Origin of the sequence: Winogradskyella sp. R77965, from assembly GCF_044594915.1 — a bacterium.
GTDB lineage: Bacteria > Bacteroidota > Bacteroidia > Flavobacteriales > Flavobacteriaceae > Winogradskyella.
The window spans coordinates 2,848,110-2,872,711 of record NZ_CP138990.1 but is presented as its reverse complement, the minus strand read 5'-3'; the positions used below and the strand labels follow the sequence as shown (position 1 = coordinate 2,872,711).

Sequence of the window (24,602 nt, the reverse complement as noted above, 5' to 3'; positions counted from 1 at the left end):
TAATATTTAATTATTAACCAAGAATAATGACCTCTTTTTATTCGATTATAAATTATAGTCGTAATGAAAAACTTATTCAATTATTTGTCATTCCTGCGAAGGCAGGAACCTACATTTCACTTTTTTATTTTATTGTTTTTTATGAACTTTTGTTCAATCTATGGACAGGAAAAAAAGCAAGATTCAACAAAAGTTGAAAAGCTAGATGAAGTTCTAGTAAAAGCTGTCCGTGTGGATGCAAAATCGCCAATTACACATTCTAACGTTACTAAAAAGGAAATTGCTAAACGTAATTTGGGGCAGGATATCCCTATGTTACTTAATTTTTTACCATCCGTTGTTACGACCTCAGATGCAGGTGCAGGCGTTGGTTATACTGGTATTAGAATTCGTGGAGTCAGTGGACAATCTACAAATGTGACCATTAATGGAATTCCGTATAATGATGCTGAATCCTTAGGAACGTTTTGGGTAAATTTAGGAGATTTCGCATCTTCAGTAGAAAGTTTACAACTACAACGTGGTGTTGGTACCTCAACGAATGGCTCAGGTGCTTTTGGTGCAAGTATCAATGTATTAACAGATGCGGTATCTAAAGAATCTTCTGGCGAAATCTCTAATTCCTTCGGAAGCTTTAATACTAGAAAACATACTGTAAAATTTAGCACAGGACTGATGAATGATCATTTTGAAATTGCAGGACGTTTATCCAATATTTCTTCAGATGGCTATATTGATCGTGCTTCGACAGATTTAAAATCATATTTTTTACAAGGGTCTTATATAGATGATAATACTTTAATAAAAGCTATTACTTTTGGAGGAAGCGAGGTCACTTACCAAGCTTGGAATGGAATAGATGCTGAAACTTTACGGGACAATAGAACGTTTAATCCATCAGGAATATATACAGACGATGATGGTAATACACAATTCTACGATAGAGAAGTCGATGATTACAAACAGGACCATTACCAACTGCACTGGAATCAGCGATACAATAACAATTGGTCTACCAATATTGGTCTAAACTATACCTATGGTCGTGGCTTTTTCGAACAATTTAGAGAAGATGATAGTTTTGCCACCTATGGATTTAATGAATTAACTGTAAATGGAGAAACTATAAATACCACAGATTTGGTACGCCGTCGTTGGTTAGACAATGATTTTTATGTGTTTAATGCAAACGCTAACTATAAAACCAATAGTCTAGATATGGTTTTTGGAGGGTCATTTAGTCATTACGACGGTGACCATTTTGGCGAGGTCATCTGGGCAGAATTTGCCAGCCAAAGCGATATTAGAGGTCGTTATTATGAAGGTAATGGAAAGAAAAATGATTTCTCAATGTTTTCAAAAGCAAACTTTAAACTTAACGACAAAATTCAATTGTATGGAGATTTACAAGTGAGAAATGTCAATTATGAAACATCTGGTATTGCTTCAAATTTAGCCACTTTTACAGTAGATGAAAACTTTGTGTTTTTTAATCCAAAAGCAGGAATTACCTATGAACTCGATCAGCAAAATGATTTGTACTTTTCTTATGCCAGAGCTAATAGAGAACCGACTCGAGACGATTTTGAAAACAATGAAACTGTAAAACCAGAACAGCTTAACGATTTTGAATTAGGCTGGAGACACAAAAAAGGTAACTTTAGCTTTAATGCCAATGGTTATTTAATGCTTTATAATGAGCAATTAGTCTTAACTGGTGCTATTGATGGAGTTGGAAATCCTATTAGAACCAATAGTGGTGAAAGTTACCGCGCTGGTATAGAACTAGAAGCTGTAATTTCTGTAACACCTCAACTCACCTTACAGCCAAATATGGCTGTCAGTGCTAATAGAAATAGAGAAACTGTGGTGTCTCTAAATGGAGAATTGATTAATCTTGGTGCTACAGATATTTCATTTTCGCCAAATATCGTTGCAGCAAATGCCATTGTTTTTCAACCTATAAAAAGTCTTCAAATGTCTTTACTGAGTAAATTTGTGGGTGAGCAATTTATGAGCAATACCGAAAATCCAGATTCTAAATTAGATAGTTTTTTTGTGAATGATTTTAATATCACTTACACTTTAGAAACTAATAAACTATTCAAGTCTATTGTGTTCACTGGCTTAGTCAATAATATTTTAAACGAAAAATATGTGGCTAACGGTTATTTTGGATCGTTTGATTTTGAAGATAATACAAGCCCTACAGGAACGACAACTGGCTTTTTTTCTGGGTTTTATCCACAAGCAACAACAAACTTTTTGGTAGGTATGACTTTAAATTTTTAGTTGGTTACTAAAAACGTGTTATTACCAATATCCTCAACCCTGTATGGCTGTAACGTACAGGGTTGGGTATTTTCACCAAATACAAAACCTGTAGCCAAACTATACTCATTACCATCATCACACCCACAAGATACAATGTCTCCTTGACCTGTATCTTCTAATGTAGAACAACCTGCTGGCTGATGGCTAGGATCAGCAGCATCCCAAGCATAAAGTATAGCAGAATTTAAGCGCCAAAGCCAAATACCGTTATTTCCTTGTCCAGAAACATATACTCCATTTCCAGGAAATTGTAATTGATTAAACTGAGGCAAATTTGTGTTTACTGTAAGGTTAACACCTGCATTGAATAAAAAGTTACAATTGTTGTTATCATTATTTTTATTACAAGCAAAAATCACAACACAACTTAGTAGTAAAAGTAATTTTTTCATTATCAATTTTTAAAGCGCAATTTACAATTAATTCAACTATACCGTAAATATTTTATATATTTGCAGAGTAATCTCGTCAGCGCGAGATTTTTTCGTTAGTCCCGAACTTGTTTCGGGATCTTTTGAATAAAACTGCACCAGATTACTACTATTAACGAATGAATTATGAGTAAAGTATCTTATTACACGGCTGAAGGTTTAAAAAAGTTAAGAGAAGAACTGAATCATCTTAAAGACGTTGAACGTCCCAAAGCATCGCAAGCGATTGCAGAAGCAAGAGATAAAGGTGATTTAAGTGAGAATGCAGAATATGATGCTGCAAAAGAAGCGCAAGGTATGCTAGAAATGAAAATTTCAAAAATGGAAGAAACCTTGTCTGGCGCTCGTATTATTGACGAATCACAATTAGATACCTCTAAGGTTTTAGCTTTATCTATTGTAAAAATAAAAAACCAAGTAAATGGAATGGAAATGACATACACCTTGGTAGCAGAAAGTGAAGCGGATTTAGCTTCTGGTAAAATCTCAGTAAATTCTCCAATTGGTAAAGGTTTACTTGGTAAATCGGTTGGTGACACCGCAGAAATACAAGTGCCAAATGGAACTATGAAGTTTGATATTTTAGAGATTTCGAGATAAATTCTCAGAACGCAATATTTAAAAGATTCCTGTTTTATACTGAATTGATTTCAGTTAAACAGGAATCTTTTTATCTTTATAAAATACGGTCTTTTTGAGCGCAGTCGAAACCTATTTCTTATTAAAATATATAAACATTTCGACAGTGCTCAAGGTCACATAATCACTTCAACTTATGGCAACACTCTTCACGAAAATAATATCTGGTGAAATTCCATCCTATAAAGTCGCAGAAACAGATGACTTTTTTGCCTTTTTAGATATTAATCCTAATTCTAAAGGACATACACTTTGTATTCCTAAGAAGGAAGTCAATAAGATTTTCGACTTAGATGAAGCTACTTATACTGCATTGATGCTATTTTCTAGGCGTGTAGCCATAGCAATTAAAAAGTCTGTGCCTTGTGAGCGTATTGGCATGTCAGTTATTGGATTAGAAGTACCACATGTACATGTGCATTTAATTCCTCTTCATACCATGGAAAATGCTCGTTTTACACACAAAGAGAAACTAGAACCTGCAGAGTTTGAAACTTTAGCCAATAACATTGCTTCGAATTTTAGTTAGAATGATATCACTCCTGTAGAATATAATATGATACCTATTAACAACAGTAAATCAATAATAATTACTAACCAAGCAAGAGGCTTTAATTTGACTGACTTAGGTTTAGGTTGCAAAGCGCGTTTTTGATAATCCACAACGCTTTCTATATCATCTGTCCATTGAATCGGAAAAATTTGAGTATCACAATTAATACAATGCATTTCATTAATTACATCTGCTGTAATAGCCTTATAAAATGCATTTTCAGTAAATTTTTGTTTAAAAGTCAATTCTATACCATCGTTAGAATAACATTCTGGACAGTTATTACTTAATCGAGCTTCTTTTAAAGTGAAAAATCTTGACGAACTCATATTCAAATTTAAAATAAATTTTCAAAAATCATTTACTAAACCTGTTTCATAGCAATCTGAATTGTTGTTCCTTTTCCAATCTCGGATGTCAGAACTTTAATTTTTCCGTTATGATAATCTTCGACTATACGCTTTGCAAGAGACAATCCAAGTCCCCAACCACGCTTTTTAGTTGTAAAACCTGGTTCAAAAATTTTAGTGAATTGTTGTTTTGAAATCCCTTTTCCTGTATCTGATATATTAATAAAAACTTGCTTTTCGGTCTTCGACAATTCTAGTCTTACATTACCCTTTCCTTTCATAGCATCAATTGCATTTTTAACCAAATTTTCAATGGTCCAACTGTAAAGTTCAGTATTCAGATTCACTGGTATTTCTTGTTCTGGGATAGTGCTTTCAAAAGTAATGAGTTTAGAAGATCGCGATTTTAAATAATCATAAGACGTTTTGGTAACCTCAACAATGTCAACTTTCTTTAAAGTTGGTAATGACCCTATTTTACTAAAACGATCTGTTATGGTTTGTAAACGATCAATATCTTTTTCTATTTCTACAATGTAATCTGGGTTTATCTTTTCAGACTTTAGTATTTCTGTCCAACCAACTAGAGACGATAATGGAGTTCCTATTTGGTGAGCGGTTTCTTTTGCCATACCTGTCCAAAGCTTGTTTTGCTCTGCATTCTTAGAACTTCGGTAGAAGAAATAAACTACAGCAGCAAAAAGCAAAATAATTAATAATAATGCTAAGGGATAGTATTTAAGCTTGTTTAATAACGGTGAGTTACCATAATACAATACAACATTTTGATTTTTTAAAACAAAAGGATCATTTTCTCTTCCAAACTTTGATAGTAATTTTAAACGATTTTGATGAACAAAAGAGGAATCTAATATTTTCTGTAAAGAATCATTTTCTGCCTTAAGAGGAGTAATATTTCTGTGACTCTTAATATCGTTATTTTTAGCGTCGACTAATAACATTGGAGTAGTAATGGTTGTATCTAATACAATAAATTCTGCTACTTCATTAAACTCTGGATTATCTTTATTAACCCCTTGGTAAAATTTATTATAGGCAAATGTCCAGCTTTTCATTTTTGCACGTTCTTCAGCTTTAAAATACTGAAAGAATGTATACGTATTCCATAGAATAAGAGAAACGATAATAAATGATGAAATGATAATAATCCAACGGATTGCATTTCTGTTTAAACTCAAGGTCATTGGTCAGGAGAATTTCAATTTTAAATATAATGTAAATATGTTGATAATATTGTACTAATACAGGTGTAAATTACTTTCGCCGACAACCTATAATAATTATATTTGCTGAAAATCAGTTGACTACATGATTTCATTTATCCCTCAAGACCTTTCAACAGGCGTTTTACATAGCTATTTATTAAGTGCTGTTGCACCAAGACCAATTGCTTTTGCAAGTACTATTAGTGCTGACGGCAATCCAAACTTATCACCTTTTAGTTTTTTTAATGTGTTCAGCGCTAATCCTCCTGTGCTAATTTTTTCACCTGCAAGACGTGTTAGAGATAATACCACAAAGCATACATTGGAGAATGTAGAAACCGTAAAAGAAGTAGTAATTAATGTGGTGAATTATGATATTGTTCATCAAATGTCTTTAACGAGTACTGAATATCCTGAGGATGTTAATGAGTTTGAGAAAGCAGGATTAACCATGCTAGCTTCCGATATTGTAAAGCCTTTTAGAGTTGCGGAATCACCTGTACAATTTGAATGCAAAGTCAACGACATAGTACATTTGGGCAACGAAGGAGGAGCAGGAAATTTAGTAATTTGTGAGGTCGTAAAACTTCATATTTCTGAAGACGTTATGACTAAAGACAATACGATAAATCAAGAAGCACTTGATTTAGTTGCAAGAGCTGGTGGCAGTTATTATAGTAGAGCCAAGAAAGGTTTTTTTGAAATCCCAAAACCTCTCAGAAATATGGGTATTGGTGTAGATAATATGCCAGAGCATGTAAGAAATAGCATGATTTTAACAGGGAATAATCTTGGGATGCTAGCAAATGTTGAAACCCTGCCAAATGCCGACGATGTAAATAAGTTTGTTAAAGATATTAGTGAGCGCTATCCCGACATAAAAACAGCATCGCATAGAGAAAAACATAAATTAGCTCGAAATTATTTGAGCTATGGAGACGTAGAAAGTGCTTGGAAGTTATTACTTTCGTAGTCTCAAAAAATATACAAATATTTAATAATTATAGATTAAGCAAAAATGGAAGTACAAGGACGTATTAAGATGGTAGGTGAGACACAAACCTTTGGTAGTAATGGATTTAGAAAAAGAGAAGTAGTGGTAACTACGGAAGAGCAATATCCACAACATATTATGGTAGAATTTGTTCAAGATAAAACCGATTTATTGAATAACTACCAAGTTGGTCAGCAAGTAAAAATTAACATTAACCTAAGAGGTAGAGAATGGGTAAATCCACAAGGTGAAACTAAATACTTTAACTCAATACAAGGTTGGAGAATTGAAGCATTACAAGCGGAAGCTGCAAGTGGAGATATGCCACCTGTACCACCAACAGAAGCTTTTGAACCTGTTAGTGATTTAAACGAAGGTGATAGCGACGATTTACCGTTTTAAGGATAAATTTTAAACGATTATTAAAGACTTGTTTTAACTAAAGCAGGTCTTTTTTTATGCTTTAAAATAAAAAAAGTCCTGATGGTTAATCAGGACTTAATATTGTGGTTTTAGGTTTGACCTCTACTAACAAACTTAAAAAAAAGCAATGATGAACAAAAATTTATTTCATAAAGGTCGAGTCAAATATCAATAAAATTATTATACTTTCAAAACAGAAACCAGTATTTAACAGGAAAAATGTTAAAAAAATGTTATCACAGCACTAATTTATGCACTTTTTAACTCAGAAAATAGAATTTCCAGATGTCTCAGAAGCCTCTATTGATGGACTTTTAGCTGTTGGCGGAGACTTATCTACTGAACGTTTAATCTATGCCTATTCAAAAGGTATATTTCCATGGTTCGATAGTACAGAACCTATCCTTTGGTGGTCACCAGACCCGCGTTTTGTATTATTTCCTGATGATTTAAAGGTGTCTAAAAGCATGAAACAAGTCATTAAAAAGAACCTATTCAAAGTCACAGAAAACAAAGCCTTTAGACATGTAATTGAGAATTGTTCTGAAGCAAAGCGCAAAGGTCAGCAAGGCACTTGGATTACTGATGAAATGATAGAAGCTTATATAAGACTACATAAACTAGGTTATGCTAAATCTGTTGAGATTTGGCAGAATGATAAACTGGTTGGAGGACTTTATGGAATTGATATGAAAAACTCCGTTTTTTGTGGAGAAAGTATGTTCGCTAAAGCTAGTAATGCCAGTAAAGTAGGTTTTATAACGTTTGTTCAGAATTCTAACTATAAGGTAATAGACTGTCAATTGCACACCAATCATCTCGAAAGTTTAGGAGCTAAGCATATTTCGAGATTAGATTTCTTAAATTACCTCTAACTTCTAAACCTCATTATATCTAAAACAGTTTACTTCATGGTCATTGACCATACCAGTAGCTTGCATATGTGCATATATTACTGTTGAACCCACAAATTTAAAACCACGTTTCTTTAAATCTTTACTAATGGCATCACTAATGACAGTATTAGCAGGAGCATCTTTGTAGTTTTCAAAACTATTTTTTATGGGTTTTCCATCAACAAAATCCCATATATATTTTGAGAAAGACCCAAATTCTTCTTGAATTTTTATAAAGGCTTGGGCATTAGTGACCGTAGCTTTAACCTTCAGTTTGTTTCTAATTATGCCAGCATCTTGCAATAAGTCATCAATTTTAGACTGTTGATACTTAGCTATTTTCTTAAAATTAAAATTATCGAAAGCTTTTCTAAAGTTTTCGCGCTTTTTTAAAACGGTAATCCAACTTAAACCCGCTTGAAATGTTTCCAAAATTAAAAATTCGAATAAAATATCATCATCATATACCGGAACCCCCCATTCTTCATCATGATAAGCTTCATATAAAGAATCTCCAACGCACCATCCACATCTGTGTTTTTCCATAACTGTAAGGATTTTAATTTAGTACTACTAATGTAACAACTGTTGCATAAAAAATAGCAATAGAACCTTAAATTTGTAGTATGAAAGTTTTAAATACACTTATGATTAACGATATAATTTCAAACAGTTTAAAGCATAGTATTTCTTATGCTGATTATCGAGATTTAGTCTCTCAACTGGTAGAAGAAAATTCAACTACAGGAAACAATAAAACAGAAGATTTAGCAAACTATACGATGCTAAACGATAGACGTATGAAACGTTGGGATAAAACTGTAAAAGTTTCGGAAGAAATGAGAGAGAAAATTGAAAATTTCAATAGAAAAATAACGTGGTTGGTCATTACTGAAAGCTGGTGTGGTGATGCAGCACACATTATGCCTGTAATAAATAAAGTTGCTGAACTCAATGAAAATATTGATTTTAAAGTTGTACTAAGAGATGAGAATGATGCTCTTATGAATCAATTTTTAACTAATGGAGGAAAGGCTATCCCAAAATTAATAATGATAGATAATAACACTAATGGTGTCGTTGATACTTTTGGGCCAAGACCAACCGTTGCTACTAATATGGTAAATGACTATAAAGAAAAACACGGTGCGTTAACACCTGAGTTTAAAGAAGATTTACAACGCTGGTATAATAAAGATAAAGGCCAATCTGCAATTGAAGATTTGGTGAACTTATTGTCTTAACTAGTTACTCGTTTAAATCTAAGACACTACTTTCCTTTAAATAAGAAGGTAATTGTGCCTAACTGATCCGATCGGTCAGAACTATCAAATTGAACGGATTTTGCATATTCAATAGCGTGATCTATCAAACACTGGTTGCTAGAGTTTGATGAACCATTAATATAAGCATCGTAAACGTTACCAGAACCATTCACCTTAATAGTAACTACAATTTTGCCACCAAATTCGCATAAATAGCGTGGTGTTTTGTAATAGGATAGCGTTCTTCCTTTTAAAGAATAGGTCAACGTACTCTTGGCTTTAGCATGCTCATCAGCTATTTTCTTATTTTCTAATCGTTTATTTAATTCCTCTTGAAGTTTTTTATAGGATTCTGTTTCTTTAGAATTTAAAGCATAAGCACTGCTGGTTTCGTAAGATTTATCAATACTGGTTTCTTCCTGTACTTCATTAGCTTTAGATTCTTCCAAGGCTTTAGTCGTACGTTCAAAATCATTACTACTGATGGTTTTAAAGTTACGCATCATATCTTTGTACTCTTGGTCTTCATTAAACGCTTTGTTGGTAGAAGGTCCTGTTAGATCTTCAAATTTTTGAAGCTCTTCTTCGGTTAATTCAGGTTCTGGTTCTAGAAGGTAGTAACTTTCGGTAATTAATTTTCCTTTTAGCTTTAGTTGAGCACTAAACAGACCAAGTACTACGATTCCTGCTATGAGAAAAGTAATTATTTCAGCTTTATATTTATCAACTAATTCCAAATAGAATGTACGTTTTAGTTTGCTAAGGATATACGAATATAACAACGAAATAGTTTAAAAGCCAACCTTAAACCCTTGTTAAATCATTATTTAGTAGGAAGATTTTCAATAAAAGCCTCAGGAGTTAAGGCGTCTTCAACTCTAAAATCTCCGATTCGCGTTCTTCGTAATTTAGATAGATGGGCACCAGAATTTAGTGCTTTTCCGAAGTCGTTAGCTAAAGAACGTATGTAAGTTCCCTTACTGCAAACAACACTAAAGTTTAATTCTAAATTGCTGATTTGAGTAATTTCAAACTCAGAAATTTCTACTTGCCTCGATTTTATTTCAACTTCCTCACCTGCTCGAGCAAATTCATATAAACGTTTTCCGTCTTTCTTAATGGCAGAAAATACAGGAGGAAATTGTTCAATTTTTCCAATAAATTGTGTCGTAGTTTTATGAATTAAGTCTTCTGATATGTGTTCAGTTGGAAAGGTTTGATTGATTTCAGTTTCTAAATCAAACGAAGGTGTTGTACTACCTAAAGTAAACGTGCCTGTATATTCTTTTTCTTGCCCTTGAAATGTACTGATTTGCTTGGTCATTTTACCTGTGCAAATCACTAACAACCCTGTAGCTAGAGGATCTAAAGTACCAGCATGACCAACTTTGATTTTCCTAATAGAAAAGGCCTGTCTAATAGCCCAGCGTAATTTATTTACAGCTTGAAAGGATGTCCACTGTAAAGGTTTATCTATAAGTAAAACCTGTCCGCTTTGATAATCATCGCCTATCATTATTTTAGAAAAGACCATGTTATAGCTGCAATACCAACAATAATGCAATAGATAGCAAAATAGGATAGCTTACTCTTTTTAACCAAGCTAATCATCCATGTACAAGCAAATAAACCAGCCACAAACGCAGCGACAAAACCGATGCTTAATGACGCGAAGTTGTTAGCATCATAAGTTAATTCGCCTCCTAAAAGGTCTTTGGCTATTTTACCAAAAATTAAAGGCACCACCATTAAAAACGAAAAACGCGCTGCTTTGGTTTTATCATTACCCAATAATACCGAAGTCGAAATTGTAGCACCTGACCTCGAAATACCAGGAAGCATGGCAATAGCTTGCGAAATACCGATAATAAATGCATTAGAAAAGGATACTTTCTTTTGAGTGTCTTTGGCTCTGTCGGCTAAAAATAAAAGTATAGCAGTTACTATAAGCATACAACCTACTAGCATAATGTCACCACCAAAAAGTTGTTCGAGCTGTTCTTCAAAAAATACACCTACAATAACTGCAGGAAGCATTGACACTGCTATTTTAGATACAAATTGAAGATCTTCATTCCATTCAAATTTCAAAATTCCTTTGATAATTAAAAGAATATCTTTTCTAAAAATAACAATAGTACTTAGAGCAGTTGCGAAATGTAAGACAACCGTAAAGAGTAAACTTTCTTTGGGTACTGAATCATCTCCGAGTATCGCTTTACCAAGTTCTAGGTGACCACTCGATGATACAGGTAAGAACTCTGTAAGTCCTTGTATAATGCCCAGTATTATTGAATCAATAATTTCCATAGGACAAATGTATCAAAATTGAGAATTTATAAATGAGATTGTCTAAGAATTTTAATTCTTTGAGTCTTTATTCGGATTTAGAAGTATCGCATAAACTTGAATACCAAAACCAATTAGCACTAAGGTTGGTGCTAACCGAATACGTCTCCAACTAAAAATTGAAGGATCAAAAACATTAGGATCATCGCTGCCTCCACCAGCCATAAGAATAAAACCAATAGCAATGAATGCTAAACCTATAAATAAGAATTTATAATTTTTCTTCCCGAAAATAAATTCGGACTTTGATTCTTCTTTTCTTTTTTGTTCTCCCATTAGTTTTCAAATTCTGAGTAAATGACTTCGTCGTTAAGCGCTAATTGCGCAATATGCCTAGAAGTAACTCCTCCCATTATTTTAGCTAGATGCAAAGTAACGGTTTTATTTAAAACTTTTGCGTTAAGAGAATCTAAATTTAACCCAGCTTCTATTCCTCTATTAATATAAAAGGTTTCGCCTTTATCTCCTGTAAACCCAATATCGAAAGAAGGACCTTCTCGCAATTCAATGATTTTAGAGGTTACAATTTCACAATCCTCTGGCTTTGTATTTTGAATAATGCAAGATTTGAATAAAAGTAATGGTATAAAAACCAAGAACGTAACAATGATGATAGCGTTTCTTATAGGTTTATTCATTGTAAAGCGATTTCGTTTATAACGCAAATCAATAAAATATATTTTAACCCGTAACTAAAAGCAAAAAGCTTAAGTTTAGTAATACAACTGATCCGTCTTCAAATTAAGGAAACGTTGCGTAGCAATGAATGTACTAATCCAGGTAATGAGGATTCCTAAGAGGAAAATACCAACGAATAAAACTATAATTAAAACGGTGTTTCTCAGTAATTCTAATTCAGGGAAGGTAATATCTAAATAATATAACACTATAGCCATACCAGCCAATGCTACTAATGCACCAATAATTCCTAATTGTACACTTTTCCAAACAAAAGGTCTTCGGATAAACGTTTTAGTTGCACCGACCATTTGCATTGTTTTTATAATAAAACGCTTAGAATAAACCGCTAAACGTATAGAACTGTTAATCAATAATACGGCAATCAGCGTAAATAAGCCACTAATGAGTAATACCCAAAACGTAATCTTTTTAACGTTATCATTCATCAATTCCACTAGGTCATTATCGTATCTTATTTCCTCGATAAACGCCTTATTAGAAAGACTTTCAGTGATTTCAGTTAAGTTTTCCGTTGTTACAAAATCAGCTTTTAGATGCACATCTATTGAGTTTTTCAACGGATTATAACCCACAAAATCCATGAAATCCTCACCTGTTTCGGCTTTCATTAAATCTGCAGCTTCTTCTTTAGAGACATAAAGTGCTTCTTTGGTATATTCTGCCATAGCTAAGCTCTTTTTTAGCTGATTGACTTCGACCTCTTTTGCAGTATCATTCAAATAAATGGTCATAACCACTTGCTCTTTAAAATGGTCTGCCACCTTTTTAGAGTTAATTACTAAAAGTCCTAAACAGCCTAAAAGAAATAAAACCAATGCAATACTTATCACAACAGATACGTATGAAGATATTAGTTTACGCTTTTGGTATTTGTCAAAGGATGATGCCATGAATTGATATTAATTGGTAACGTAAAAATATAAAAGTTAATATGTTCTACCTTATAATTTATTGAGAAAACTATTGAAAATTTCCTGAAGTAAAAATAAATCGAAATTATTACAGGATATATAAACTCTAGATTGTTCTATTGTATATAAACGAACACAAAAATGAAAAAAATGAAAAAATTATTACTAGTAGCTATCGTTACATTTGGATTATCAAATTCAGTCAGTGCTCAGAGTATTGATTATGGATTAAAAGCAGGACTAAATCTTGCAAACTTAAATGGTGCCGATGATGCTAGCAATTTAACCAGCTTCCATGTTGGAGGATTTGCGGAAATAGAGTTAAGTGAAAAATTCTCATTACAACCAGAATTATTGTATTCTAGGCAAGGTGCTAAGGAGCAAGAAGATGATGTGAAAATTAAGTTAGATTATCTTTCAATTCCAATTATGGCAAAATATTATGTAGCCGAAAAATTTAGTCTAGAGTTTGGACCACAAATGGGGTTTTTAATCAATGATAAGATTGTTTTTGATGATAGTGACGCGCCAGATGTAGAAACAGATGGAGCTAGCTTTGATTTAGGTCTCAATATTGGTGTAGGTTTGGATGTTACTTCTAATTTATTTACCCAATTAAGGTACAGCTATGGTATTACAACAGTTGTCGAAAGCCCAGATTTTAAAACTAGTGTATTTCAAATTTCTCTAGGATACAAGTTCTAAGCAACATAAAAAATTAAAATAGAAAAGGCATCTTAAATTTTAAGATGCCTTTTCTATTTTAATAACTTCTATAGGCTATTTGGCTAGTAAAGTTTAAATTTGTGCCTTTATTACAAGGAAAGCATACTATGAGATACGATTTCAACCAAATCGAAAAAAAGTGGCAAGACTACTGGGCAAAAAACGAAACGTTTAAAGCCTCTAATACAAGTGACAAACCAAAATATTATGTTTTGGATATGTTCCCTTATCCTTCTGGAGCAGGTTTACATGTTGGGCATCCATTAGGCTATATTGCCAGTGATATCTATGCACGTTATAAGCGTCATAAAGGCTTTAATGTGCTACATCCTCAAGGTTATGATAGTTTTGGATTGCCTGCGGAACAGTATGCCATACAAACTGGTCAGCATCCTGCAGTAACCACTGAAGCTAATATTAAGACTTACAGAAGACAATTAGATCAAATCGGTTTTTCTTTCGATTGGAGTCGTGAAGTAAGAACTTCTGACCCTAATTATTATAAATGGACACAGTGGATTTTTATTCAATTATTTGAATCTTGGTATAATAACGCTTCTAATAAAGCGGAACATATTGACACTTTAATAGACCTTTTTAAATCTGAAGGAAATGCCAATATTAATGCAGCTTGTGATGATGATATAGAAATATTTACTGCTGAAGATTGGAATTCTTATTCTTCTGAACAACAACAAGAAATCCTATTAAAATACAGACTAACCTATTTAGCCGAAACCGAAGTCAACTGGTGTCCTGCACTAGGAACTGTTTTAGCTAATGACGAAATCGTTAATGGAGTTTCTGAGCGTGGAGGACATCCTGTAGTTCGCAAAAAAATGACCCAATGGAGTATGCGAATTTCAGCTTATGCAGAGCGTTTACTGCAAGGACTAGATACTATAGATTGGACAGATGCTTTAAAAGATATCCAAAAAAACTGGATTGGAAAATCTGTTGGTGCTTCAGTAACTTTTAATGTCATTCCTTCTGTCTCGTCGAGCGCAGTCGAGACGTCCCATAAAATCGACGTCTTCACCACAAGACCTGACACCATCTTCGGAGTCTCTTTTATGACACTAGCTCCGGAACACGAGTTAGTATCACAAATCACAACTGAAGCACAAAAAGCAGACGTTGAAGCTTATATAGAAAAAACAGCAAAGCGAAGCGAACGCGATCGTATGGCAGATGTAAAAACCATTTCTGGTGCTTTTACAGGAGCTTATGCAGAACATCCATTTACTAAAGAACCAATTCCCATTTGGATTGGTGATTACGTTTTAGCGAGCTACGGAACAGGAGCAGTAATGTCTGTACCATGTGGTGATCAACGTGATTATGATTTTGCGAAGCATTTTAATATTGATATTCCTAATATTTTTGAAGGTGTTAATATTTCTGAAGAAGCGTATGGTTCTAAAGACAATGTGAAAATTGCAAACAGTGATTTCCTTAATGGCATGAACTATAAAAAAGCAACCAAACGCGCCATTTACGAACTTGAGCAATTAGGGCAAGGTAAAGGCAAAACCAATTATAGATTACGCGATGCTGTGTTCTCAAGACAACGGTATTGGGGAGAGCCGTTTCCAGTATATTATGTCAACGGAATGCCACAAATGATTGACAAAGCACATTTACCAATTGTATTACCAGAAGTAGAAAAATATCTGCCAACCGAAGAAGGTGAACCGCCTTTAGGACGTGCAGATGTTTGGGCTTGGGATACAAAACAGTGTTCAGTTGTCAGTAATCAGTTGATAGATCATAAAACTGTTTTTCCTTTAGAACTCAACACCATGCCAGGTTGGGCAGGTAGTTCTTGGTACTTCTTCCGTTATATGGAAGATGCTGCAAATAGAGATGGTGTTTTTGCAAGTGAAGATGCATTGAAGTATTGGGAGAATGTAGATTTATACATTGGTGGAAGCGAGCATGCTACTGGTCACCTACTCTACTCTCGTTTTTGGGTAAAACTACTGAAAGACAGAGGTTTTGTTGATGTTGAAGAACCTTTTAAAAAGCTAATTAACCAAGGGATGATACTTGGGACGAGTGCTTTTATGTACAAGATTAACGAAGGCTATTATGAATTCGAAGATGGAATTGACGAAGATGAATTGAATGAACTTATAACTGATTTTGAAAATGTTTTTGATGAATATTTTACAGGAAGGATTATATCTTGGGATAAACTGGAAGGACATAAGAGGTATAATGCTATTGGAGGTGAATCCTATAGATTAAAAGATATTATTGATGAAGAAACTTTGCAGGAAATGTTTAACGGTTCTATCTATGATTTCAATAAAATTACAACTACGCTAACTAAGCGCCATGTTCCAGTAGAATATATTGATTCAAGTGATAATATTATAATTGATACTGGATTTATGGATTGGTACAGAGATGAATTATATACAAGTGATTTGTTTAAGACTAATGGCAATTATAAGACTTCCAGAGATGTCGAAAAAATGTCAAAATCAAAGTACAATGTTGTTAATCCAGATAACATTGTTGCAGATTACGGAGCAGATAGCCTAAGACTCTACGAAATGTTCCTAGGGCCATTAGAACAATACAAACCATGGAATACTGCTGGTATTACAGGTGTACACAGTTTTCTTAAAAAATTATGGAAATTATTCCACCAAGGAGAGAATGGTACGTTCTACGTAGACTCTTCCCCTCTGGGGAAGTCGGATGGGGCTTTTAAGACCTTACATAAAACCATAAAGAAGGTCCAAGAAGATATTGAGAATTTCTCTTTTAATACTTCTGTTTCTACCTTTATGATTGCGGTAAACGAGTTAACGGCTCAAAAGTGTACAAGTAAAGATATTTTAGAACCTTTATTAGTTTTAATTTCACCTTACGCACCACATATTGCAGAAGAATTGTGGTCGCAACTAGGAAATAATGAATCAATTTCTACTGCACCTTTCCCAGTATTTGATGAAAGTCATTTGGTAGAGAGTAGTAAGGAATATCCGATTTCATTTAATGGCAAAATGCGATTTACTATGGAATTATCTTTAGACTTATCCAAAGATGATATTGAAGCTGCAGTAATGGCTCACGAAAAAACCATAGCGCAATTAGATGGCAGAACACCTAAAAAAGTGATTGTGGTTCCTGGTAAGATTGTGAATATTGTTGGTTAACGTCATTGCGAGGACGAAGGACGCAGCAATCTTTTAAATTGAATTTCTTTTTATAATTTATGAGATTGCCACATCACACTAAAAAGTGTGATTCGCAATGACGGCTACTTATATATTCGTCCGTTCGAGTGAAATTGACAATAATGGTTTTAAGATAAATACCATTGAATTGTTAGACTAAATTAGTTTAACAGAAAGTTACAAAATCACTTTATCGAAACTAGCGCACGTTGGTCTAATAACGTATTGCACTTAAAATCAGGACTAAATTCAATAGTTTTCAAAAAATAAGCTTCAAATTAATAATTCCGTAAAAATCATTTTAAATTATTAGTCAAATTTGGAAAGTCACCTTTTTTCATAGTATTTTCCAAACGCTATTAATCTCAAAATCTACAAAAATGAAAATTGGAGTCCCAAAAGAAATCAAGAACAACGAAAGCAGAGTTGGTATGACACCAGCAGGAGTTTTCGAATTAACAAAAAACAATCACACTGTATTTGTACAAAAAGACGCTGGTTTTGGCAGTGGCTTTTTCGATCAAGACTACAAAGACGTCGGAGCGACAGTTTTAGACACTATTGAAGAGGTCTATGCAGCAGCTGATATGATTGTAAAGGTAAAAGAACCTATTGCAGAAGAATATCCTTTAATTAAATCGCATCATGTCGTATTTACTTATTTTCACTTTGCTTCTAGCGAACCTTTAACTAAAGTTATGTTAGAAAGCGAAGCTGTTTGTATTGCTTACGAAACGGTTGAAGATAAAGATGGTTCACTTCCATTATTAACACCAATGTCTGAAGTTGCTGGTCGTATGGCCATTCAGCAAGGTGCAAAATATTTAGAAAAGCCTATTAAAGGTCGTGGAGTATTATTAGGCGGAGTTCCTGGTGTGCCTCCTGGTAAAGTTTTAGTACTTGGTGCTGGTGTTGTTGGAATTCAAGCTGCAAAAATGGCTGCTGGTTTAGGTGCACATGTGACAATTATGGATATAAACATGAAGCAATTGCGTTATGTCAACGATGTAATGCCAAGTCATGTAGTAACCGAGTTTTCAAGCGAATATAATATTAGAAAGCGTATTAAAGACCACGATTTAATTATTGGTGGTGTCCTTGTTAAAGGTGCAAAAGCTCCAAAATTAATCACTAAAGATATGCTTAAAGACATGCGACCAGGAACAGTTTTAGTTGATGTCGCAGTAGATCAAGGTGGTTGTATAGAAACGACAAAAGCGACCACACACGAAGATCCAACATTTATTATAGATGATGTTGTACATTACTGTGTTGCTAATATGCCTGGAGCTGTACCTTATACTTCTACTCTAGCCTTAACCAATGTAACTTTACCTTATGTTCTAAGACTAGCAAATCAGGGTTGGGAAGAAGCATGTAAAAAAGATAACATGTTAGCTAAAGGCCTAAACATAGTTAAAGGTAAAATCGTCTATGAAGAAATCGCAGAAGCCTTTAATTGGTCTGTTGATGCTATGTAATCAAAAAGAACTGCATATCTGACATATTAAATCTGACAAAAGCCAAATTTTAGCACCTCACTTTAATTTGGCTTGTTATTTGCTATCTTTATAGTAGTAAATATTAAATTTTTATTGTTATGATGGGATACTATATTATTGCAGGAGCTATCTTCTTAGTGAGCTCTTTTGTAAGTAATAAATTAAAAAGTAAATTCAAGCATTATTCTGGGCTAAGTCTTAGAAATGGAATGAGTGGGCGAGAAATCGCTGAAAAAATGTTAGCAGATAATGGCATAACTGATGTTGAAGTCATTTCTACACCTGGTCAATTAACAGATCATTATAATCCTGCAAATAAAACTGTAAACCTTAGTGAAGTTGTTTACAACGAGCGCAATGCTGCCGCAGCTGCTGTTGCCGCTCACGAAGTTGGTCATGCAGTGCAACATGCTAAAGCTTATAGTTGGTTAAAAATGCGATCTGCGATTGTACCTGCTGTTGGTATAAGCAGTAAGCTTTCCAATATTGTAATTATGGCTGGCTTAGCCTTATCTGTTGGAGGTTCTGCTTTTGGATCAAATATATTCTTAGTAGGTATAGCACTTTTTGCTATGACTACTGCATTTACGTTTATTACATTACCTGTAGAATATGATGCAAGTAATAGAGCTCTAGCCTGGTTAGAGAATAAAAATATGGTCACACAAGAAGAACAAGCTGGTGCCAAAGACGCTTTAAAATGGGCTGCGAGAACTTATTTAGTTGCAGCATTAGGGTCTTTAGCAACATTACTTTATTTTATTAGTATATTTTTAAACCGAAGATAAGCGGATTTAAAATTTTTATAAAAAACAAAAAGCCCAATTGATTTCTCAATTGGGCTTTTCTAATAGATATTATTTGATTTTGTTACCATCCTTGTCAAAGAAATGGTATTCAAGATAAGTGTAAGCATCTCTAGGTAAAACTTTTACCCATTTTTTGTGTTCAAAAAACCATTTTGAACGTGGTGATGGAAACCCTTTGGTTAAAAAGGCCGCTATAAAAGGATGTGCATTAAGTGTTATCTTTTTATAGTCTTTTTTGAAAATCCTTTGGAGGTCTTGATTAATTCGTTCTACCACTTTAATTGGCGCTTCGATTTCTGCTCCTCCTACAACATTAGGGTTTTCTTCTTTTGTTTTAATATTGCGTTCTGGCCTAACGCGTTGTCTGGTAATTTGCACTAAACCAAACTTACTCGGCGGCAATATTTTGTGCTTTGCTTTATCGTCTTTCATCTCATCTCTGAGATAATTGTAAAGTTTCTTTCTGTTCTCTGCACGTCCCATATCGATAAAATCGATAACGATAATTCCGCCCATATCACGTAAACGTAATTGGCGTGCAATTTCTTGGGCTGAGATCATATTAACTTCTAAAGCCGTATCTTCTTGGCTCTTCTCTTTGTTAGAGCGATTACCACTGTTTACATCTACAACATGAAGCGCTTCGGTATGTTCTATAACCAAATAAGCTCCTCTTGCCATAGATACTGTACGACCAAATGATGTTTTAATTTGGCGTTCTATACCAAATTTTTCGAAAATAGGAACACCATTTTTGTAGTGCTTTACAATAGACTCTTTTTTTGGTGCAATTTGTTGCACATAATCTTTTACTTGTATGTACAATTCTTCATCATCTACAGTAATATTAGAAAATGAATCGTTAAAAATATCTCTCAAAATTGAGGATGCTTTGTTCATTTCTCCTAATACCTTTGTTGGGTGATGTGCTTTGTACAATTTTTTACACATTGCTGTCCATCGGTTCAGCAAATTTTGTAAATCATTATCTAGCTCGGCAACCTTTTTGCCTTCTGCTACGGTACGAATAATAACTCCAAATCCTTTAGGTGTGATACTTTTAACAAGTCTCTTTAAACGGTCTTTTTCTTCTTGAGATTCAATTTTTTGTGAAATCGAAATACGATTAGAAAAAGGTACCAAGACAATGTATCTACCAGCAATAGACAATTCTGAACTAATGCGTGGTCCTTTTGTAGAAATTGGCTCTTTTACTACTTGTACTAAAATGGACTGATTAGACTTAATGGCATTTGCAATTTTGCCATGCTTGTCTAAATCCTTTTCCATTGGAAAGTCTTTGAGCGTATAGTCTCTTAATTTTCCTGTGCTTACACGTTTAATGAATTTCATTAATGAAGGCAATTGCGGTCCTAGATCATGATAGTGTAAAAAACCATCTTTCTCGTACCCTACGTTAACAAACGCAGCGTTTAGACCTGGCATAACCTTACGGATTTTGGCAATAAAAATATCACCTACTGCAAAGTTATTATCCTCTTCATCTTTATGTAATTCAATAAGTTTTCCATCTTTTAATAAGGCAAAATCAACAATATCTGAACTCGATCTTACGATTAATTCCTTGTTCATAATGTTAATTTATATCTAGCTCTTCATTGAGATAGATGGATTTTACTAAATTATTTGACACAGGTCCCGATATATTATCGGGAATCCAGCAAATCTTGGTGAACTCTATTAAATACACCAGATTCTATATCAAAGAACGTTTTTTCTAAAACTGAAAAAAGTAGTCGAAAAACTACTTTTAACAATTTATTTCTTTTTGTGACGATTAGCGCGTCTACGTTTTTTACGCTTATGCGTCGCTACCTTGTGTCTTTTTCTTTTTTTACCACTTGGCATAATAAATAATGCTTTTTAATTAATATTTTGTTTTTAATGCTTTAGTTTACTTCAACATTAGATTTTACGCCCTCTAAAAATACTTTAGCAGGTTTAAAAGCAGGTATGTTGTGAGCAGGTATTTTTATTGTAGTATTCTTTGAAATATTACGACCAGTTTTTTCTGCTCTTGTTTTAATAATAAAACTTCCGAAACCTCTTAAATATACATTATCTCCACTCTCCAATGATGTTTTTACTTCTTCCATGAAGGTTTCTACTGTAGCTTGTACGTCTCCTTTCTCAATACCTAGCTTGTCAGATATTTTAGCTACTAAATCAGCTTTTGTCATTTTGTTATTAGTTTTAGGGTTATTATAAATTCTAAGGGATGCAAATATATGTAATTTAATTTCAATATTTCAAGCGTAATTAATTAAAATTTAAGGTGATAAAGATTTAATTTTGCTAAAAGTTTTACAAACAGGTATGGATTTTAAAAAAGAACTAATCAACTGGTACTCAATTAATAAGCGAGAATTACCTTGGCGTGAAACCAAAAATCCATATTTCATTTGGCTTTCAGAAATAATTTTACAACAAACACAAGTTAAACAAGGGCTACCATATTACATGGCATTTGTAAAAGAATATCCAACTGTTTTTGACCTAGCCAATGCTTCTGAGGAATCTGTTTTAAAACTTTGGCAGGGACTCGGTTATTACTCACGAGCGCGCAATCTTCATACCACTGCAAAGCATATTGCGTTTACTCTCAAAGGCCAATTTCCTAATAACTATAAAGACCTTTTAAAATTAAAAGGTGTTGGTGATTATACAGCTAGTGCTATAGCGTCTATTGCCTTTAATGAAGTCGCTGCAGTTGTGGATGGTAATGTTTACCGCGTACTATCTCGCTATTTTGGAATTGATACTCCTATAAATTCAACGGCAGGTATAAAAGAATTTAAAACTTTAGCTTCAACCTTAATTGATACAAAACAACCTGCCACTTACAATCAAGCAATTATGGAATTTGGTGCTAAACAATGTAAACCAAAAAATCCTGATTGTACAATATGCCCAATTAAGAATGGATGCGTTGCGCTTCAAAAGAATTTGGTCGATTCGCTTCCTGTAAAACTGAAGAAGACTAAAGTCACCACCAAATATTTCAATTTCTTAGTTTGTGTGGATAATAACAATAACATTTTATTTGAAAAAAGACAAAACAAAGGTATTTGGCAAAACCTGTATCAATTTCCTTTAGTTGAATCTGAAAAAAGCTTGGAAATAGATGAGTTTCATCTTTTAAATTTAGAAAATACAGTTCTAAAATCTGCAGATTTCCAACATTCCTTATATAATGAGATTGATAAGATTCATAAACTATCGCATCAACATCTTCATACTAAATTCTGGATTGTTGAAATAGACAAGCTTCCTAAAACAGCGATACCGATTAATAAACTTGAAAAATATCCTACTCCTGTATTGATTAGTGACTTTATAGATGAATTCAATTTTTCTGGTTTATAAAAAATCATAATTTTTTACTACTTTTAAAGTAGTGCTCTCAAAAACAGTAACTTTGTACTTTAAATAAAATTATTATGGCAGGAACGTTAAATAAAGTAATGCTAATAGGTAACCTAGGTGATGAAGTGAAAATGCATTATTTTGATGATAAGAATTGTGTTGGCCGTTTCCCTTTAGCAACAAGCGAAACCTATACGAGTAAGCAAACCAACGAACGTGTTACCAATACCGAATGGCATAATATTGTGGTTAGAAATAAAGCTGCCGAAATTTGTGAAAAATACTTGTCTAAAGGCGATAAGGTCTATATAGAAGGGCGTATAAAAACTCGAAAATGGACAGATGACAAAGGTATGGATCGCTATTCTACCGAGATACAATGTAATGAGTTTACGTTTTTAAGTACTAAAAACGAACAACAACAATCACAATCTGTACAACAAACAAATACACCAAGTGCAGCTGCTGAACCTCAACAAACTGCTCAAAATACTGTTGCGCCAGATGGTGATGACGATTTACCATTCTAAAATAATTTAATATCATTTTATCTTGGACCCAGAACCCACGGTTTTAATTTCAAATTTATTAGTTGCTAATACCCCGTTTATTACAAGTATTGTATTACTTATTGTCTTGCTTGGGTGTTCAGCTTTAATCTCAGGAGCCGAAGTGGCTTTGTTTTCATTAACCAAATCTAACATCGATGAGGGTTTAGAAAACAAATCTACACCTATGGAGATTATTGCGAAACTATTAGAACGCCCTAAAAAGTTATTAGCTACTATATTGGTTGCTAATAATTTTATAAATATTGCCATTGTCTTGTTGTTTGCATTTATGGGAGAAACACTCTTTAAGTCTGTTACACAACCTGTTTTACGATTTTTACTAGAAGTTGTTTCTGCAACATTTTTAATCTTACTTTTTGGTGAAATAATTCCGAAAATTTATGCGAGTAGAAATAGTGTGAAGTTTTCTTCTTTTATGGCAAGACCACTAAAAGTTTTAGACGTTATATTTTCACCTTTAAGTTTACCTATGCGCTATGTAACTATTAAAATTCAGAATAAGTTTGGTAAGCAACGTTCTAACCTAAGTGTTGACCAGTTATCCCAAGCTTTGGAGCTCACCAATGACGATGATACTACACACGAAGAACAAAAACTATTAGAAGGTATTGTATCGTTTGGTAACACAGATACAAAGCAAGTAATGCGTCCTAGAATTGATTTGTTTGCCCTTAATATTGATACTCCTTTTGAAACGATTATTAAAGACATTATTGATAATGGGTACTCTAGGATTCCTGTATATGAAGAAAGTATAGATGCTATAAAAGGTGTACTTTACGTAAAAGATTTATTACCGCATTTAAACAAGAAAAAATTTGATTGGACTACCCTTTTGCGAGAGCCCTTTTTTGTGCCAGCAAATAAGAAGCTAGATGATTTGATGGTAGAATTTCAAACTAAAAAAGTGCATTTGGCTGTCGTAGTAGATGAATATGGTGGAACTTCTGGTTTGGTCTCTTTAGAGGATATTATTGAAGAAATTGTAGGTGATATAAGTGATGAATATGATGACGATGATCTTATATTTACAAAAATTGATAATAACAATTATAGTTTTGAAGGTAAAACACCTTTAAAAGATGTCTATAAAATTGCAGGTATTGAAGACGATACAGACTTCGAAACCATAAAGGGTGAAGCAGAAACACTTGCTGGTTTTGTTTTAGAAATATCTGGAGGTTTCCCAAGAATTGGAAGTAAAATAAATTTTAAAAATTACGTTTTTACTATAGAAGCTTTAGAAAGAAAGCGCATAAAACAAATTAGACTAACATTATTAGATTAAGTAAATATAGTATTTATTAATTTTCGCTTTAATAGGAAGTAGATACTCAAATAA

26 protein-coding genes are annotated in these 24,602 nt (G+C 33.5%); 14 read left to right on the top strand and 12 right to left on the bottom strand.

Going from position 1 to position 24,602, the window contains the following annotated elements:
* Positions 1 to 63: 63 nt before the first annotated feature.
* Positions 64 to 2,292, top strand: coding sequence for a TonB-dependent receptor (locus SJY34_RS12860; RefSeq protein WP_400076251.1), 2,229 nt, complete (start codon positions 64 to 66; stop codon positions 2,290 to 2,292).
* On the opposite strand, the gene SJY34_RS12855 is transcribed toward SJY34_RS12860, so the two are convergent.
* Entirely contained in the window at positions 2,289 to 2,726 is a 438-nt protein-coding gene (locus SJY34_RS12855; RefSeq protein WP_400076249.1) for a hypothetical protein, read from the bottom strand. The two genes, SJY34_RS12860 and SJY34_RS12855, sit on opposite strands and share 4 nt — an antisense overlap.
* A gap of 165 nt (positions 2,727 to 2,891) precedes the next feature.
* Between SJY34_RS12855 and greA the strand changes: the two genes are divergently transcribed.
* A complete protein-coding gene (greA, locus tag SJY34_RS12850; RefSeq protein WP_400076247.1) occupies positions 2,892 to 3,365 on the top strand; it encodes a transcription elongation factor GreA in 474 nt (157 codons plus the stop codon).
* Positions 3,366 to 3,540: 175 nt separating this feature from the next.
* Positions 3,541 to 3,933: an HIT family protein gene (locus SJY34_RS12845; RefSeq protein WP_400076245.1), complete on the top strand. Its 393-nt coding sequence runs from the start codon at positions 3,541 to 3,543 to the stop codon at positions 3,931 to 3,933.
* Here the strand turns inward: SJY34_RS12845 and SJY34_RS12840 are convergent.
* Positions 3,930 to 4,286, bottom strand: a complete 357-nt coding sequence (locus tag SJY34_RS12840; protein ID WP_400076243.1) for a hypothetical protein — start codon at positions 4,284 to 4,286, stop codon at positions 3,930 to 3,932. The genes SJY34_RS12845 and SJY34_RS12840 overlap by 4 nt on opposite strands.
* A 35-nt stretch (positions 4,287 to 4,321) precedes the next feature.
* Positions 4,322 to 5,512, bottom strand: coding sequence for a sensor histidine kinase (locus tag SJY34_RS12835; RefSeq protein ID WP_400076241.1), 1,191 nt, complete (start codon positions 5,510 to 5,512; stop codon positions 4,322 to 4,324).
* A 124-nt stretch (positions 5,513 to 5,636) separates the two neighbouring features.
* Here SJY34_RS12835 and SJY34_RS12830 point away from each other — a divergent pair, with 124 nt between their 5' ends.
* The 3 genes from SJY34_RS12830 (at position 5,637) to aat (ending at position 7,825) form a co-directional block, all read left to right on the top strand.
* On the top strand, positions 5,637 to 6,506 hold the full coding sequence (locus tag SJY34_RS12830) for a flavin reductase family protein (protein WP_400076239.1): 870 nt from the start codon (positions 5,637 to 5,639) through the stop codon (positions 6,504 to 6,506).
* Positions 6,507 to 6,551: 45 nt separating this feature from the next.
* Complete coding sequence (locus SJY34_RS12825) at positions 6,552 to 6,929, top strand: DUF3127 domain-containing protein (RefSeq protein WP_400076237.1); 378 nt, start codon at positions 6,552 to 6,554, stop codon at positions 6,927 to 6,929.
* A gap of 272 nt (positions 6,930 to 7,201) precedes the next feature.
* Complete coding sequence (aat, locus tag SJY34_RS12820; protein ID WP_400076235.1) at positions 7,202 to 7,825, top strand: leucyl/phenylalanyl-tRNA--protein transferase; 624 nt, start codon at positions 7,202 to 7,204, stop codon at positions 7,823 to 7,825.
* A 3-nt stretch (positions 7,826 to 7,828) separates the two neighbouring features.
* On the opposite strand, the gene SJY34_RS12815 is transcribed toward aat, so the two are convergent.
* Positions 7,829 to 8,392, bottom strand: a complete 564-nt coding sequence (locus SJY34_RS12815) for a DNA-3-methyladenine glycosylase I (RefSeq protein ID WP_400076233.1) — start codon at positions 8,390 to 8,392, stop codon at positions 7,829 to 7,831.
* Positions 8,393 to 8,472: 80 nt separating this feature from the next.
* On the opposite strand from SJY34_RS12815, the gene SJY34_RS12810 reads away from it, so the two are divergent.
* Positions 8,473 to 9,090, top strand: coding sequence for a thioredoxin family protein (locus SJY34_RS12810; RefSeq protein WP_400076231.1), 618 nt, complete (start codon positions 8,473 to 8,475; stop codon positions 9,088 to 9,090).
* Between the two features lie 26 nt (positions 9,091 to 9,116).
* Here SJY34_RS12810 and SJY34_RS12805 read toward each other — a convergent pair whose 3' ends face one another.
* The 6 genes from SJY34_RS12805 to SJY34_RS12780 form a co-directional block, all read right to left on the bottom strand.
* On the bottom strand, positions 9,117 to 9,848 hold the full coding sequence (locus SJY34_RS12805) for a hypothetical protein (RefSeq protein WP_400076229.1): 732 nt from the start codon (positions 9,846 to 9,848) through the stop codon (positions 9,117 to 9,119).
* An 86-nt stretch (positions 9,849 to 9,934) separates the two neighbouring features.
* Positions 9,935 to 10,627: a tRNA pseudouridine(55) synthase TruB gene (gene truB, locus SJY34_RS12800; protein WP_400076227.1), complete on the bottom strand. Its 693-nt coding sequence runs from the start codon at positions 10,625 to 10,627 to the stop codon at positions 9,935 to 9,937.
* Positions 10,627 to 11,421, bottom strand: coding sequence for an undecaprenyl-diphosphate phosphatase (locus SJY34_RS12795; protein WP_400076225.1), 795 nt, complete (start codon positions 11,419 to 11,421; stop codon positions 10,627 to 10,629). The genes truB and SJY34_RS12795 overlap by 1 nt, the downstream gene beginning before the upstream one ends.
* Positions 11,422 to 11,472: 51 nt before the next feature.
* Positions 11,473 to 11,736, bottom strand: a complete 264-nt coding sequence (locus SJY34_RS12790) for a DUF3098 domain-containing protein (protein WP_400076223.1) — start codon at positions 11,734 to 11,736, stop codon at positions 11,473 to 11,475.
* Positions 11,736 to 12,098, bottom strand: a complete 363-nt coding sequence (locus SJY34_RS12785; protein WP_400076221.1) for a hypothetical protein — start codon at positions 12,096 to 12,098, stop codon at positions 11,736 to 11,738. Before SJY34_RS12785 ends, SJY34_RS12790 begins: the two co-directional genes overlap by 1 nt.
* Positions 12,099 to 12,173: 75 nt before the next feature.
* The gene (locus SJY34_RS12780) at positions 12,174 to 13,052 is read right to left on the bottom strand and encodes a cell division protein FtsX (protein ID WP_400076219.1); all 879 of its coding nucleotides are present in this window, start codon (positions 13,050 to 13,052) and stop codon (positions 12,174 to 12,176) included.
* Between the two features lie 171 nt (positions 13,053 to 13,223).
* Here SJY34_RS12780 and SJY34_RS12775 point away from each other — a divergent pair, with 171 nt between their 5' ends.
* The 4 genes from SJY34_RS12775 (at position 13,224) to SJY34_RS12760 (ending at position 19,280) form a co-directional block, all read left to right on the top strand.
* On the top strand, positions 13,224 to 13,778 hold the full coding sequence (locus tag SJY34_RS12775) for a porin family protein (protein WP_400076217.1): 555 nt from the start codon (positions 13,224 to 13,226) through the stop codon (positions 13,776 to 13,778).
* Positions 13,779 to 13,906: 128 nt separating this feature from the next.
* Complete coding sequence (locus tag SJY34_RS12770; protein ID WP_400076215.1) at positions 13,907 to 16,969, top strand: leucine--tRNA ligase; 3,063 nt, start codon at positions 13,907 to 13,909, stop codon at positions 16,967 to 16,969.
* A 401-nt stretch (positions 16,970 to 17,370) separates the two neighbouring features.
* Positions 17,371 to 18,471, top strand: a complete 1,101-nt coding sequence (ald, locus tag SJY34_RS12765) for an alanine dehydrogenase (RefSeq protein WP_400076213.1) — start codon at positions 17,371 to 17,373, stop codon at positions 18,469 to 18,471.
* 119 nt (positions 18,472 to 18,590) lie between these two features.
* A complete protein-coding gene (locus tag SJY34_RS12760; protein WP_400076211.1) occupies positions 18,591 to 19,280 on the top strand; it encodes a zinc metallopeptidase in 690 nt (229 codons plus the stop codon).
* Between the two features lie 69 nt (positions 19,281 to 19,349).
* Here the strand turns inward: SJY34_RS12760 and SJY34_RS12755 are convergent, their stop codons facing one another.
* Positions 19,350 to 20,894 (bottom strand): Rne/Rng family ribonuclease, encoded by a 1,545-nt coding sequence (locus SJY34_RS12755; protein WP_400076209.1) that lies wholly within the window; start codon positions 20,892 to 20,894, stop codon positions 19,350 to 19,352.
* 317 nt (positions 20,895 to 21,211) lie between these two features.
* Positions 21,212 to 21,532 (bottom strand): HU family DNA-binding protein, encoded by a 321-nt coding sequence (locus tag SJY34_RS12750; protein ID WP_400081391.1) that lies wholly within the window; start codon positions 21,530 to 21,532, stop codon positions 21,212 to 21,214.
* Positions 21,533 to 21,638: 106 nt separating this feature from the next.
* On the opposite strand from SJY34_RS12750, the gene mutY reads away from it, so the two are divergent.
* The 3 genes from mutY (at position 21,639) to SJY34_RS12735 (ending at position 24,548) form a co-directional block, all read left to right on the top strand.
* Complete coding sequence (mutY, locus tag SJY34_RS12745; RefSeq protein WP_400081388.1) at positions 21,639 to 22,688, top strand: A/G-specific adenine glycosylase; 1,050 nt, start codon at positions 21,639 to 21,641, stop codon at positions 22,686 to 22,688.
* A gap of 74 nt (positions 22,689 to 22,762) precedes the next feature.
* Positions 22,763 to 23,218, top strand: coding sequence for a single-stranded DNA-binding protein (locus SJY34_RS12740; protein ID WP_400076208.1), 456 nt, complete (start codon positions 22,763 to 22,765; stop codon positions 23,216 to 23,218).
* A 22-nt stretch (positions 23,219 to 23,240) separates the two neighbouring features.
* Positions 23,241 to 24,548 carry a gliding motility-associated protein GldE gene (locus SJY34_RS12735; RefSeq protein WP_400076206.1) on the top strand — a complete coding sequence of 436 codons (1,308 nt, stop codon included), beginning with the start codon at positions 23,241 to 23,243 and terminating at the stop codon, positions 24,546 to 24,548.
* The last annotated feature ends 54 nt before the right edge of the window (positions 24,549 to 24,602 follow it).

Coding starts and splice junctions, on each gene's coding strand:
- SJY34_RS12860 (WP_400076251.1), top strand. CDS start 64: ATGAAAAACTTATTCAATTATTTGTCATTCCTGCGAAGGCAGGAACCT.
- SJY34_RS12855 (WP_400076249.1), bottom strand. CDS start 2,726: ATGAAAAAATTACTTTTACTACTAAGTTGTGTTGTGATTTTTGCTTGT.
- greA (WP_400076247.1), top strand. CDS start 2,892: ATGAGTAAAGTATCTTATTACACGGCTGAAGGTTTAAAAAAGTTAAGA.
- SJY34_RS12845 (WP_400076245.1), top strand. CDS start 3,541: ATGGCAACACTCTTCACGAAAATAATATCTGGTGAAATTCCATCCTAT.
- SJY34_RS12840 (WP_400076243.1), bottom strand. CDS start 4,286: ATGAGTTCGTCAAGATTTTTCACTTTAAAAGAAGCTCGATTAAGTAAT.
- SJY34_RS12835 (WP_400076241.1), bottom strand. CDS start 5,512: ATGACCTTGAGTTTAAACAGAAATGCAATCCGTTGGATTATTATCATT.
- SJY34_RS12830 (WP_400076239.1), top strand. CDS start 5,637: ATGATTTCATTTATCCCTCAAGACCTTTCAACAGGCGTTTTACATAGC.
- SJY34_RS12825 (WP_400076237.1), top strand. CDS start 6,552: ATGGAAGTACAAGGACGTATTAAGATGGTAGGTGAGACACAAACCTTT.
- aat (WP_400076235.1), top strand. CDS start 7,202: ATGCACTTTTTAACTCAGAAAATAGAATTTCCAGATGTCTCAGAAGCC.
- SJY34_RS12815 (WP_400076233.1), bottom strand. CDS start 8,392: ATGGAAAAACACAGATGTGGATGGTGCGTTGGAGATTCTTTATATGAA.
- SJY34_RS12810 (WP_400076231.1), top strand. CDS start 8,473: ATGAAAGTTTTAAATACACTTATGATTAACGATATAATTTCAAACAGT.
- truB (WP_400076227.1), bottom strand. CDS start 10,627: ATGATAGGCGATGATTATCAAAGCGGACAGGTTTTACTTATAGATAAA.
- SJY34_RS12795 (WP_400076225.1), bottom strand. CDS start 11,421: ATGGAAATTATTGATTCAATAATACTGGGCATTATACAAGGACTTACA.
- SJY34_RS12790 (WP_400076223.1), bottom strand. CDS start 11,736: ATGGGAGAACAAAAAAGAAAAGAAGAATCAAAGTCCGAATTTATTTTC.
- SJY34_RS12785 (WP_400076221.1), bottom strand. CDS start 12,098: ATGAATAAACCTATAAGAAACGCTATCATCATTGTTACGTTCTTGGTT.
- SJY34_RS12780 (WP_400076219.1), bottom strand. CDS start 13,052: ATGGCATCATCCTTTGACAAATACCAAAAGCGTAAACTAATATCTTCA.
- SJY34_RS12775 (WP_400076217.1), top strand. CDS start 13,224: ATGAAAAAATTATTACTAGTAGCTATCGTTACATTTGGATTATCAAAT.
- SJY34_RS12770 (WP_400076215.1), top strand. CDS start 13,907: ATGAGATACGATTTCAACCAAATCGAAAAAAAGTGGCAAGACTACTGG.
- ald (WP_400076213.1), top strand. CDS start 17,371: ATGAAAATTGGAGTCCCAAAAGAAATCAAGAACAACGAAAGCAGAGTT.
- SJY34_RS12760 (WP_400076211.1), top strand. CDS start 18,591: ATGATGGGATACTATATTATTGCAGGAGCTATCTTCTTAGTGAGCTCT.
- SJY34_RS12755 (WP_400076209.1), bottom strand. CDS start 20,894: ATGAACAAGGAATTAATCGTAAGATCGAGTTCAGATATTGTTGATTTT.
- mutY (WP_400081388.1), top strand. CDS start 21,639: ATGGATTTTAAAAAAGAACTAATCAACTGGTACTCAATTAATAAGCGA.
- SJY34_RS12740 (WP_400076208.1), top strand. CDS start 22,763: ATGGCAGGAACGTTAAATAAAGTAATGCTAATAGGTAACCTAGGTGAT.